We start from the raw sequence: 12,436 nt of genomic DNA on the forward strand, positions 1-12,436 counted from the left end.
ATGGGCTGGGTGCCGGATGCGGCGATGCCGGCGCTTGCGGCGGGCGAAACGGCCCCGGCGCCGCTGGGTTTCAACTGGACCGGTTTCATTGCCCATCTTTACGAATGCATCCTCACCGGCGTCCCTCCCATCGACAGCGGCATCGTTCACAACAACGTTTCGCGCCTGTCCAACCAGCGCAGCATCTACCACTACGCCAGAGACGCGGGTCTGGTGACCGCAGCAGCGGCTTATCACTGGGTCAGCGAGCTGTATAACCGTTCGCCGTTCGTGGCGGCGCGGGATCGCCATACCGACAACCCGGAACTGCCGATCCAGCACGGACATTTCTACTGGAGCGACCACTACCCCGATTCGCATCTGTTCGCCGACGCCGAAAGCCTGCGGCTGCGCCATGCGCCAAACTTCCTGCTGGTGCACCCCATGAACATCGACGACGCCGGGCACAAGCACGGTCTCGATACCCCGCAATACCGCAACAGCGCACGTTCGGCCGACATCATCCTGGCCGACTACCTGCAAACCTGGCTGGACGCCGGTTACCAGGTGCTGGTGACCGCCGACCACGGCATGAACAATGACCGCTCCCATAACGGCCTGCTACCCGAGGAGCGGGAAGTGCCGCTGTTCGTGCTGGGCGATGCCTTCAGCCTCGATGCCGGCGCCAAGCCACGACAGACCGAGATATGTGGCACCGTCTGCCAGTTGCTGGGCGTGCCCCACGACAAACCCGTGTGCCGGGAGTTGCTCAAGTGACCTCCATGAAACGCGGCAAATGGCTGGCGGCCCTGTGCCTGGTGCCCTTTGCACTGTTCTTCTTCGTGTTCCAGCTCGCCCCGTTGTTCTGGGTGATGATCAACAGCCTGCAATCGGAAGAGTTCGGTTGGGGCCTGGCCAACTTCAGCAAGATCTTCAATTCGAAGTTTTACCTGCAGGCGATCCAGTACAGCCTGGAGATCAGTTTCTGGTCCAGCGTGTTCGGCATCATCATCGCGGTGCTGGGCGCCTACTCCCTGCGCCGGGTCGATTCGAAACTGCGTAACTTCGTCAACGCCTTCGCCAACATGACCAGCAACTTCGCCGGCGTGCCACTGGCCTTCGCCTTTATCATTTTGCTGGGCTTCAACGGCAGCTTCACCATCATGCTCAAGCAGGCCGGGCTCATTCAGGATTTCAACCTGTATTCGAAGACCGGGCTGATCATTCTCTACACCTACTTCCAGATTCCCCTTGGCGTGTTGCTCCTCTACCCGGCCTTCGATGCCTTGCGCGAAGACTGGCGCGAGTCCGCCGCGCTGCTCGGCGCCAACGGCTGGCAGTTCTGGCGCCACATCGGCCTGCCGGTGCTGACGCCGGCGCTGCTCGGTACGTTCGTCATCCTGCTGGCCAACGCCCTCGGCGCCTACGCCACGGTGTACGCCCTGACCACCGGCAACTTCAACGTGTTGCCGATCCGCATCGCGGCGATGGTGTCAGGCGACATTTCCCTGGACCCGAACCTGGCCAGTGCCCTGGCCGTGGTGCTGGTGGCATTGATGACCCTGGTGACCGTGGTGCATCAGTTGCTGTTGAAGAGGAGCTACCATGTCTCGCGCTGAATCCGGCCCCGTGGGTCTCTACCATCGGGTCATGGTCTACCTGCTGTTTGCCGTTCTGCTGCTGCCGCTGCTCGGCACCTTTATCTACTCGATCTCCAGCAGTTGGTCGGCAACCATTTTGCCCAGCGGCTTCAGTATCAAGTGGTACGTGCAGCTATGGAGCGACCCGCGCTTTCTCAGCGCTTTCGGCCAATCGCTGCTGGTGTGCGTGGGGGCACTATTGCTGTCGGTGGTGTTGATTCTGCCGCTACTGTTCGTGGTGCATTACCACTTCCCGAAACTCGATGCCCTGATGAACATCCTGATCCTGCTGCCCTTCGCCGTGCCGCCGGTGGTGTCGTCGGTGGGGCTGCTGCAACTCTACGGTTCCGGCCCCTTCACCATGGTCGGCACGCCCTGGATCCTGATCGGTTGTTACTTCACCGTGGCGTTGCCGTTCATGTACCGGGCAATCACCAACAACTTGCAGGCGATCAACTTGCGCGATCTGATGGACGCCGCCCAACTGCTCGGAGCCAGCACCTGGCAGGCGGCGTTCCTGGTGGTGCTGCCGAACCTGCGCAAGGGCTTGATGGTGGCGCTGCTGTTGTCGTTCTCGTTTCTGTTCGGTGAATTCGTGTTCGCCAACATCCTCGTCGGCACCCGTTACGAAACCCTGCAGGTCTACCTCAACAACATGCGCAACAGCAGCGGCCACTTCACCAGCGCACTGGTGATTTCCTACTTCTTCTTCGTACTGGTTCTGACCTGGGCGGCCAACATCTTGAACAGGGACAAAAGCGAATGAGCTATGTCAGCGTCCAACATCTTCACAAGAATTACGCCGGCACCACAGTGTTCAGCGACATCAACTGCGAAATCGGCAAAGGCGAATTCGTCACCTTGCTCGGCCCGTCCGGTTGCGGCAAATCCACACTGTTGCGCTGCATCGCCGGGCTGACACCGGTCGATGGCGGCAAGATTCTGCTCGATGGCGTCGATATCGTGCCGCTTAGCCCGCAAAAGCGCGGGATCGGCATGGTGTTCCAGAGCTACGCCTTGTTCCCCAACATGACCGTCGAACAGAACGTTGCCTTTGGCCTGCGCATGCAAAAGGTCAATGCCGATGACAGTCAAAAGCGCGTCGCCGAAGTGCTGAAACTGGTGGAGCTGCATGATTTTGCCGCCCGCTATCCGCATCAGCTGTCCGGCGGCCAATGCCAGCGTGTCGCCCTGGCCCGCTCCCTGGTGACCCGGCCACGGCTGTTGCTGCTCGATGAGCCGCTGTCGGCCCTGGATGCGCGGATTCGCAAACACCTGCGCGAACAGATCCGTCAGATCCAGCGCGAACTGGGCTTGACCACGATCTTCGTCACGCACGATCAGGAAGAAGCCCTGACCATGTCTGACCGGATTTTCCTGATGAATCAGGGAAAAATCGTACAAAGCGGCGACGCCGAAACCCTGTACACCGCGCCCGTGGATGTGTTTGCCGCAGGCTTCATCGGCAACTACAACCTGCTGGACGCCGCAAGCGCGACGAAACTGCTGCAGCGGCCGATCAACCACCGGATCGCGATTCGCCCGGAGGCCATCGAACTGAGCCTCAACGGCGAACTCGACGCACAAGTGCGCAGCCACAGCCTGCTGGGCAATGTGATTCGCTACCGGATCGAAGCCCGGGGGGTCGAGCTGGTGGTGGATGTACTGAACCGTTCGGCGTCCGATCTGCATCCCGATGGTCAGCGTCTGGCACTTTCCATCGATCCGACAGCGCTGCGTGAGGTAGCCTGATGCCCACGCCGACTTTGAAGAGAGAACTGCACTGATGGCCCTGGCAATTTTTGATCTGGACGAAACCCTGATCCACGGCGATTGCGCCTCGCTGTGGAGCGAACAGATGGCCCGCCTCGGCTGGGTCGATGGCGAATCCTTCCTGCGTCGAGACAAGGAGTTGATGGATGCCTACGGCCGGGGGCACCTGGCCATGGAAGACTACATGACCTTCAGCCTGGAGCCGATGATCGGCCGCACCCCGCAAGAGGTCGAGCACCTGGTTGGCCCCTGGGTGGAGGACTTCATCGAGCCGATCATCTTCAGCGATGCCACCAAGGCCATCGCCGCCCACCGCAAGGCCGGCGACCGCATCCTGGTGATCTCGGCTTCAGGCACGCACCTGGTCGCGCCGATTGCCGAACGCCTGGGCATCGACGAGATTCTGGGGATCAACCTGGAAGTGGCTCACGGGGTGTACACTGGCAAAACCGTCGGCACCCTGACCTACCGCGAAGGCAAGATCACCCGGCTGCTGGAATGGCTGGATGCCGAAGAGGAAAACCTGGAAGGCGCCAGTTTCTATTCCGACTCGCGCAACGATCTGCCGCTGTTGCTGAAAGTGGACTTCCCGCACGCGGTCAACCCGGACCCGGCGCTGCGTGAGCAGGCGGAAAAGGCTGGCTGGCCGATCCACATCTGGAAGTAACCAGGCCCCTTGTGGGAGCGAGCCTGCTCGCGATGAACGATAACGCGGTCTGACAGACAGACCGCTTCGCCTGCATCGCGGGCAAGCCTCGCTCCTACAGTTTTTACTTGAGGCTTTCGTCGATCACCAGCACCAGCTTCCCTTCGACCTTGTTGCTCGCCAACTCCGCAAACGCCGCCTCGGCGTCCGAGATCGGGAAGGTTTTGGCCAATTGCGCACTCAGGCGCTTCTCGGCGAACAGCGGCCAGACATGCTGGCTCAGATCGCTGAACAGATCCGCCTTGAACTGATCGTCGCGGCTGCGCAGGGTCGATCCCAGCAATTGCACGCGCTTGGCCAGCACCTGCGCCAGATCGAGCTTGGCCTCGCGCCCGCCCATCAGGCCGATCAGCACCCAACGACCATCACCGGCCAGCAGCTTCAGGTTCAGCGCCGCATAGTTGCCACCCACGGGGTCGAGGATCACGTCGAACGGCCCCAGATCCCTCAAGCTCTCCAGATCACCGGTGCGCACTACGCCTCCCTGGGCGCCAAGGGCTTCGCAGTAGGCCAGGCGTTCAGCGGAACCGACACTGACCCAGCAAGGATTGCCGAACACCTTGCACAACTGAATGGCGGCTGAACCAATTCCACTTGCCCCGGCGTGCAACAAAACTTTTTCGCCGGGTTTGAGGGCAGCGAGTTGAAACAAATTCAACCACACGGTTGCATACACTTCCGGCAGCGCGGCGGCCTCAGCCAACGACATTTCGTCGGGAACCGGCAACACATGCCGTCCGTCGACAACCACCTCTTGGGCCATCCCGCCCCCGGCCAGCAAGGCGCAAACCCGATCCCCCACTCGCCACGACGATCCCGGGCCGACTTCGCTGATCACGCCCGAACACTCTAGACCAAGGACCTGACTGGCCCCCGGAGGTGGCGGATACAAGCCTGCCTTCTGCAACAAATCGGCGCGATTGAGGCCCGCGGCCGCCACTTGTATGCGAACTTGCCCTGCATCACACACGGGACTCGGCTCTTCAACCCACTCCACTTGACCGTCAACGCCTTGCAATGCTTTCACAGTGCCTCCATAGTGAGTCTGGACTGAGCCCGAAGCGGTAGCGCCGGGCTTTTTGCTTATGCGACCGGCCCTTGTGGAACCGGCGACTTCAAAGACGGCCTAATATGCGTTATCAATTGTCCCCGCGTCGAATCAACATGAAGCGTTTGTTCCCCAGTACCGCCCTCGCCCTTTTCATCGGCATCGGCCTTTTGCCGCTGTCTGCCAGTTCATTCGCAGCCAATAGCTGGGACAAGCTTCAACCTGATCGTGACGAAGTCATCGCCAGTCTGAACGTCGTGGAACTGCTCAAGCGCCACCACTACAGCAAGCCACCGCTGGATGACGCACGCTCGGTGATCATCTACGACAGCTATCTCAAGTTGCTGGATCCGGCACGCAGCTATTTCATGGCCAGCGACATTGCCGAATTCGACAAGTGGAAAACCCAGTTCGACGATTTCCTCAAGAGCGGCGACCTCAACGCCGGGTTCACCATCTACAAGCGCTACCTGGACCGCGTCAAGGCGCGTCTGGACTTTGCCCTGGCCGAGCTGGACAAGGGCGTCGACAAAATGGACTTCACCGGCAAGGAAACCTTGCTGATCGACCGCAAGGACGCCCCTTGGCTCAAATCCACTGCCGAACTTGACGACCTGTGGCGCAAGCGCGTCAAGGACGAAGTCCTGCGCATGAAGATCGCCGGCAAGGACTCCAAGCAGATCCAGGAAACCCTGACCAAGCGCTACAAGAACCAATTGGCACGCCTGGACCAGACCCGTGCCGAAGACATCTTCCAGGCGTACATCAACACGTTCGCCATGTCCTACGATCCGCACACCAACTACCTGTCACCGGATAACGCGGAAAACTTCGATATCAACATGAGCCTGTCCCTGGAGGGCATTGGCGCCGTGCTGCAGAACGACAACGATCAGGTGAAGATCGTGCGCCTGGTTCCTGCCGGCCCTGCGGACAAGACCAAGCAGGTCGCCCCGTCCGACAAGATCATCGGCGTTGCCCAGGGCAACAAGGAGATGGTCGACGTAGTGGGCTGGCGCCTGGATGAAGTGGTCAAGCTGATCCGCGGTCCGAAAGGCACCGTGGTGCGCCTGGAGGTGATTCCGGCCAGCAATGCACCAAACGACCAGACCAGCAAGATCGTGCCGATCACCCGTGAAGCGGTGAAACTCGAAGATCAGGCGGTGAAGAAGTCCGTGCTCAACCTCAAGCAGGACGGCAAGGACTACAAGCTCGGCATCATCGAGATCCCGGCCTTCTACCTGGACTTCAAGGCCTTCCGTGCCGGTGATCCGGATTACAAGAGCACCACGCGCGACGTCAAGAAACTGCTGACCGAACTGCAGAAAGAAAAGGTCGACGGCGTCGTCATCGACCTGCGCAACAACGGCGGCGGCTCCTTGCAGGAAGCCACCGAGCTGACCAGCCTGTTCATCGACAAGGGGCCGACCGTACTGGTACGCAACGCCGATGGCCGCGTCGATGTACTGGAAGACGAAAACCCGGGGGCTTTCTACAAAGGTCCGATGGCATTGCTGGTCAACCGCTTGTCCGCCTCGGCTTCGGAGATTTTCGCCGGCGCCATGCAGGACTACCACCGTGCATTGATCATCGGCGGCCAGACCTTCGGTAAAGGTACCGTGCAGACCATTCAGCCGCTGAACCATGGCGAGCTGAAGCTGACCCTGGCCAAGTTCTACCGGGTTTCCGGGCAGAGCACCCAGCATCAGGGCGTACTGCCGGATATCGATTACCCGTCGATCATCGACACCAAGGAAATCGGCGAAAGCGCCCTGCCGGAAGCCATGCCGTGGGACACCATCAAGGCCGCGATCAAGCCTGCGGCGGATCCGTTCAAACCGTACATCAGCCAGCTCAAGTCCGAGCATGACCTGCGTACGGCCAAGGACGCGGAGTTCGTGTTCATCCGCGACAAGCTGGCCCTGGCGCAGAAATTGATGGCGGAGAAGACGGTCAGCCTCAACGAAGCCGAGCGTCGTGCCCAGCACGCCGATATCGAAGCCAAACAACTGGCCATGGAGAACATCCGTCGCAAGGCCAAGGGCGAAGAGCCGCTCAAAGAGCTGAAGAAAGAAGACGAAGACGCCATCGCAGCCGAACCGGACAACACCAAGCCGGAAGACGATGCGTACCTGAGCGAAACCGGGCGAATTCTGTTGGACTACCTCAAGCTCAACACCGCGGTGGCCAAACACTGAGTCGCTGCAAAAATGATGGCAATTTAATGCTGACGCTCTCGGGAGCGTCATCAAACAGTCATCATTCTGTCGTGAAATAACGCGCTGGGCGTGCTCTCTTTACCGAGAGCACGCCCAGTCCTTTTTTCATCGCCAGAGAACGCCATGACCACAACCGAACAGCTGAGTGCGTTGAGCTCAATTCTGACTCAAGGCGGTTTGCACAGTCTGTTCCAACCCATTATTTGCCTCTCCGAGCGACGCATCCTGGGCTACGAAGCCTTGAGCCGCGGCCCCTCCAACAGTCCACTGCACTCCCCCATCGCCTTGTTCGCCGTCGCCCGCCAGGCCGGTCGCCTCAGTGAACTGGAAATCGCCTGCCGCCAGAGCGCATGCCGGCGATTCAACGAACAGCAACTGCCCGGCATGCTGTTCCTCAACGTTTCCCCCGAGTCCCTGCTCGAAGCCGCCCACCAGCCGGGCCGTACCCTGCAACTGTTGCAGGACTTCGGCATACCGCCCAGCCAGGTCGTGATCGAACTCACCGAACAGACGCCCATCGACGACTTCCAGTTGTTGCAAACGGCACTGCATCACTATCGGGCGATGGGCTTTTCCATTGCCCTGGATGACTTGGGTGCGGGCTATTCGAGCCTGCGCCTGTGGTCCGAGTTGCGCCCCGACTATGTGAAGATCGACCGGCACTTTATCGATGGCATCCACCAGGATGCGCTCAAGCGCGAATTCGTCGGCTCGATCCTGCAAATCGCCAAGGCCTCGCGAGCCCAGGTGATCGCCGAGGGCATCGAGTTGCCGGAAGAGTTGGCGGTGTTGACTGAAATGGGTGTCGATCTGGTCCAGGGCTATTTGCTCGGCCGCCCCCAGGAACACCCGCCCCGGGATGCCCGGACCTTAATGCCGAGGCAAGACAGCAACGCCGTGGTGCTGAGCGATGAGGCCAGCGACCTCAGTGCCCTGCTCAATGACCAGCCAGCGGTCGGTCAAAACACCCCGACCGCCCACGTGCTCGAAGCCTTTCGCCGCCAGGCCAACCTGAACTCGCTGGCGGTGCTCGATGACCAGGGCCAGCCCTGCGGCATCGTCCATCGGCATTCACTCTCCGATGCCCTGCTCAAGCCGTTTGCCACCGATCTGTTCGCCCGCAAACCCATCAGCCGCCTGATGAGCGACGACTTTCTCGCGGTAGAGATGAGCCAGACGCTGCAACAGGTCAGCCGCCTGATAACCAGTCGCGCACGGCAACGCATCGAAGAAGACTTCATCATCACCCTCAACGGCAGCTACCTGGGCCTGGGTCGGGTGATCGATGTGCTCAAACTGATCACCGAACTGAAGATCCAGCAAGCCCGCTACGCCAATCCCCTGACTTTGTTGCCGGGCAACGTACCGATCCAGCAATGCCTCACACGGCTGCTGCAACAGCAGCGCGAGTCGGTCATCTGTTACGTCGACATTGATAGCTTCAAGCCCTTCAACGACATCTATGGATACGGTCGTGGTGACGAAGTGTTGCTGTGCCTGGCCCAATGCCTGAACGACCGTATCGACCCCTCCCGCGACTTCGTCGGCCATATCGGCGGCGATGATTTCCTGCTGGTGCTCGGCCCGGAAGACTGGGGCAAACGTTTGAATCAACTGCTGGACGACTTCCAGAGCCAGTGCCGACGCTTCTACCGCAGCGAACACCTGGAAGCCGGCTGCTTTATCGCCCCCAACCGCCAGGGCATACGCCAGGAATTCCCGCTGCTGTCCCTGTCCATCGGCGTCGTGCACCTGCATCCCGAAGCCTGCGCGGACATCGATGCCAGCCAACTGGCGGAAATGGCATCCCAGGCCAAACACCACGCCAAGAACATCCCGGGGTACAGCGTGCACGTGATCGACAGCCTGGTTGTGCCAGAACCCGAAGGCGCCTGGCTGACGGGACAGCGCTGACCGGGTGGACGCTATCGCGGGCAAGCCACACTCCCACAGTTTTTATCGTTCAGAAGCATCAAATCCAACACAAAACCCGTAGGAGCGTGGCTTGCCCACGATATGCCCGCTCTGATTACTCGATCATCCAGCACCACCCGACTACTGCTCCCGCAACCGCCGCCCTAAAACAGCGAGACATCACCCCCATCCCGCAATGGTCGTTTACACCCTGTCACTGAATGTGCAGCGGCAGGGTACGATTAGTGCTCGTCATGCCAAACAAGGTCCATAGCTAGAGCATACTAAAAACATGTTCTAGCCAAGCTTTCCCTGACGACCACGCATACGGGTAATAGTAGGAACATCCAATTTCTTCAAATAAAAAAGCCTGTAATTCGTCTTCACTCTGGATCGTGAGCAAAACGGTCTGCAACTCGCTTTTCACTTGGGAGAGCGTTTCTATCGACGAGTCAGCAAGAAATGATCGAATCACATCATCTTCGGTCTCATGATCACAATTCCAATCCTGATGAAAGTAGCCTGCTAAAAACTGAAAAAGCTCTGGAAATCTCACACTCATTTTTCCACACACCCTGTATCTATTCGACAACTATCTGGCAATCGTTTATTCGTCTAGAACGGGATCGAATTGATTTGTATCCTTATCGACACCAACAACACATTCCAATTTAGTAGCAAAGAACCCCTCTTAGTAAAAACGTAAACGAAAGAATTTTGACTCATCTCTTAGCGAAGCACGACTCACTTACCAAGTTAGAATATCTTCCTGACCCGCCTTATATAGATCATCGCCCCACGCTTCGGATAACTTAATGTAAATATCTTCGAAAAATGCCTTTGGATCGTTCATTTCATCCCATCCTAAAGGAAGCAAAGAATGAGACAGCGGGTTATGTTTCAAAGCCTCAGAAAAAACACTCAAATCACCATCAAGAGCCTCCTTTAATACGGAAAACAAAACAAACTTGTGTCGATAGCTCAACCTCGCGAAGCGTTTGACAACAAACTTAGATATTAAAAAATCTCTATCTAAAGGACAGTTAGGATCGTACGCCGACAATTCAACACCAAGAGCCTCCTCGCGATCATATATATCGAACCCACCGAGAAAATGTTCTAAGGATGGGCTGTATTGGACATCAAGAAAAGGGTGCATCAACATTAAATTTTCTCTATCGGATAAAGTGCTATAGGTTGCAACGTCTCAAAGTCGAATTTCATCTCAAAGGCGTTCATCTTAGGAATGTAACGCGGGTTCGCGGGGTCTAAAAGATTAGGTTCATACCCGCGCCCCACATTTTCAATTTCCATTCGCACGACCAAATTTCCTTTACTATCTTCTCCAGTAAAACGCGGCATGTTTCTGGCCTCCCTTGTCAACGCCTCATTATATGCGTTCAACTGCGCTCTATAGCTTAAAAATTGAGAACTTCTAACGGCTCTCCACTTCTTGCTTTTACAATTAAATTCGAGACTAGCGGTTTGCTGCTGAATATTAGACCCGGAATTTTCCGCCATATTCTTATCCGTATCCTGCCCCACAACGTCACTTTTAAAAATACTAAGAACGGCATCCTTCACTACTCGCCACCCAACATAAAAGCTACGCCTTCTCAAACTTTCCATATTCATGACTTGATTTATCTCATCACTCACAAAAAAAAACACTTGCAACACCAAACAACAGGCACACTTCAAGAATGATCAATCACCGCCTTTTGATAACGCTGCAAACACACCAGTAATACCCTCATAAATTTCTTCTGATCCAAAACCTCATCATCAAAGTAGGTAGTCATTCGCTCAAACACCCGGTCAAAACTGTCATTTTTATTTAAATAATACGCAATCGTGCTAATTAAATTTTCTCGACCCCTCTCTTCATAGGCAAAAAACTCTGGCTTCAGCACCATATCAAATAAATCAGCAAGCTCTTTCTCATCGTTCACATCCTTAGATGCTATTAGTGCTTCTCTCTGCTCATCATCTGCATTTTCGATATCAAACACAAATAGCAGTCCACGTATACTTTCAATATTGTATAATTCTTTCATTAATCAAACTCCGCATATGCAGTTTTAGGTCGACCGGAATTATCCAGTATAACGATGGCCTTGGTTTGCTGACCATACTCAAAGCTTCCTCGTTTGTAACCTTCACCAACTCTCTTCCCCATATCGAAAGCTAGGCGCGACGTTTCCAAATCGGTATATCTAAAGATCAATTGCGCTCTATGTATTGCATTAAGCTGATCCCTGTGACTAAAAAAATGAGTCGCCGCTGTGGGTATCTTGGGTTGGCCTTTCTTTTTTCCATTGCCGTACGTCTCAACTACTCCCGTTGTTGGATTTTTTGCTGATGTCACCCTCTCAAGTTGGGATTGCAAAGTAGTCTGCGCCCCATGTTTTTCTAAAAAATGTCCCCCTGGGGTAGCTCGCTCAATCTCAACCAAGCGCCGGTAGGCATTCTCCTCCGCTAGTTCATCAATCCTCTCGCGCCGTTGCTGCGCCGAAATGTTCGGTAGCTGCGGCTCCCCCTCATCAACCCTAGCCCCACCCACCCCATCCGGCGCCGCACAACCCGGCCTGTTCGCCCCCGGACAATTTCCGCTCAACCCCAACGGATCCACCCACCCCGTCGGGTTCGGCGTATAGCGGTAGGCATTCAACCCACCGGCCAGCTTCAGCGGGTCCGGCGTCAAATAGCGCCCGCTGTCCGGCTGGTAATAGCGGTGGCGGTTGTAGTGCAGGCCGCTTTCGGCGTCGAAGTACTGGCCCTGGAAGCGCAGCGGTTGTTCCGGTACTTCGTTGCTGCCGTGGCTCAGCTGGCTGAGCTTGCCGTAGGCGTCGTAGCGCGCCGACCAGACGATCTCGCCCTCGTGGCTGGTGAGTTCCTGCGGGGTGCCGAGGTGGTCGAGCTGGTAGTGGAAGGCGCGCACCTGTTGCGGGCCGTGGCCGTCGAGCAGGGCCAGCGGGCGGAAGCTGTCGGGTTCATAGACGTAGCTGCGGTGGTGGCCGGGGCTGCTTTCGGCAACGAGCTGGTCGCCTTGCCAGAAGAAGGTGGTGGTGTGGCCGTCGACGGTCTTGGCGATGCGTCGGCCGAAGGCGTCGTAGCGGTAGGACGTTTCGCGGCCGTCCGGGAGCCGGATGCCGAT

At 57.3% G+C, this 12,436-nt stretch carries 13 protein-coding genes; 7 read left to right on the top strand and 6 right to left on the bottom strand.

Going from position 1 to position 12,436, the window contains the following annotated elements:
• Genes ACQKP2_RS29775 through ACQKP2_RS29795 form a run of 5 tightly spaced genes read left to right on the top strand, consistent with a single transcriptional unit; the run spans nt 1 to nt 4,059 of the window.
• Nucleotides 1-756 carry an alkaline phosphatase family protein gene (locus tag ACQKP2_RS29775; RefSeq protein ID WP_427581884.1) on the top strand — a complete coding sequence of 252 codons (756 nt, stop codon included), beginning with the start codon at nt 1-3 and terminating at the stop codon, nt 754-756.
• A 5-nt stretch (nt 757-761) separates the two neighbouring features.
• Entirely contained in the window at nt 762-1,598 is an 837-nt protein-coding gene (locus tag ACQKP2_RS29780) for an ABC transporter permease (RefSeq protein WP_427581906.1), read from the top strand.
• Nucleotides 1,585-2,385 (top strand): ABC transporter permease, encoded by an 801-nt coding sequence (locus tag ACQKP2_RS29785; RefSeq protein WP_427581886.1) that lies wholly within the window; start codon nt 1,585-1,587, stop codon nt 2,383-2,385. The genes ACQKP2_RS29780 and ACQKP2_RS29785 overlap by 14 nt, the downstream gene beginning before the upstream one ends.
• The gene (locus tag ACQKP2_RS29790) at nt 2,382-3,371 is read left to right on the top strand and encodes an ABC transporter ATP-binding protein (protein WP_427581887.1); all 990 of its coding nucleotides are present in this window, start codon (nt 2,382-2,384) and stop codon (nt 3,369-3,371) included. The genes ACQKP2_RS29785 and ACQKP2_RS29790 overlap by 4 nt, the downstream gene beginning before the upstream one ends.
• 34 nt (nt 3,372-3,405) lie before the next feature.
• Complete coding sequence (locus ACQKP2_RS29795) at nt 3,406-4,059, top strand: HAD family hydrolase (protein WP_427581889.1); 654 nt, start codon at nt 3,406-3,408, stop codon at nt 4,057-4,059.
• Nucleotides 4,060-4,162: 103 nt separating this feature from the next.
• Here ACQKP2_RS29795 and ACQKP2_RS29800 read toward each other — a convergent pair whose 3' ends face one another.
• Nucleotides 4,163-5,125, bottom strand: coding sequence for a zinc-binding dehydrogenase (locus ACQKP2_RS29800; protein ID WP_427581890.1), 963 nt, complete (start codon nt 5,123-5,125; stop codon nt 4,163-4,165).
• A 137-nt stretch (nt 5,126-5,262) separates the two neighbouring features.
• On the opposite strand from ACQKP2_RS29800, the gene ACQKP2_RS29805 reads away from it, so the two are divergent.
• Nucleotides 5,263-7,344: a carboxy terminal-processing peptidase gene (locus tag ACQKP2_RS29805; protein ID WP_427581892.1), complete on the top strand. Its 2,082-nt coding sequence runs from the start codon at nt 5,263-5,265 to the stop codon at nt 7,342-7,344.
• Nucleotides 7,345-7,488: 144 nt separating this feature from the next.
• Nucleotides 7,489-9,279 carry a bifunctional diguanylate cyclase/phosphodiesterase gene (locus ACQKP2_RS29810; protein ID WP_427581894.1) on the top strand — a complete coding sequence of 597 codons (1,791 nt, stop codon included), beginning with the start codon at nt 7,489-7,491 and terminating at the stop codon, nt 9,277-9,279.
• 274 nt (nt 9,280-9,553) lie between these two features.
• On the opposite strand, the gene ACQKP2_RS29815 is transcribed toward ACQKP2_RS29810, so the two are convergent.
• From ACQKP2_RS29815 to ACQKP2_RS29835, 5 genes are all read right to left on the bottom strand, one after another.
• Nucleotides 9,554-9,841 carry a contact-dependent growth inhibition system immunity protein gene (locus tag ACQKP2_RS29815; RefSeq protein WP_427581896.1) on the bottom strand — a complete coding sequence of 96 codons (288 nt, stop codon included), beginning with the start codon at nt 9,839-9,841 and terminating at the stop codon, nt 9,554-9,556.
• Between the two features lie 186 nt (nt 9,842-10,027).
• The gene (locus ACQKP2_RS29820; RefSeq protein WP_427581898.1) at nt 10,028-10,444 is read right to left on the bottom strand and encodes a hypothetical protein; all 417 of its coding nucleotides are present in this window, start codon (nt 10,442-10,444) and stop codon (nt 10,028-10,030) included.
• Nucleotides 10,444-10,938 (bottom strand): hypothetical protein, encoded by a 495-nt coding sequence (locus ACQKP2_RS29825; protein WP_427581900.1) that lies wholly within the window; start codon nt 10,936-10,938, stop codon nt 10,444-10,446. The genes ACQKP2_RS29820 and ACQKP2_RS29825 overlap by 1 nt, the downstream gene beginning before the upstream one ends.
• 38 nt (nt 10,939-10,976) lie before the next feature.
• Nucleotides 10,977-11,336 carry a hypothetical protein gene (locus ACQKP2_RS29830; RefSeq protein WP_427581902.1) on the bottom strand — a complete coding sequence of 120 codons (360 nt, stop codon included), beginning with the start codon at nt 11,334-11,336 and terminating at the stop codon, nt 10,977-10,979.
• On the bottom strand, nt 11,336-12,436 hold a 1,101-nt coding region (locus ACQKP2_RS29835; RefSeq protein WP_427581904.1), incomplete at its 5' end, for an RHS repeat domain-containing protein. The genes ACQKP2_RS29830 and ACQKP2_RS29835, both read right to left, overlap by 1 nt.

Origin of the sequence: Pseudomonas sp. NPDC089569, assembly GCF_050280625.1 — a bacterium.
Lineage (GTDB): Bacteria > Pseudomonadota > Gammaproteobacteria > Pseudomonadales > Pseudomonadaceae > Aquipseudomonas.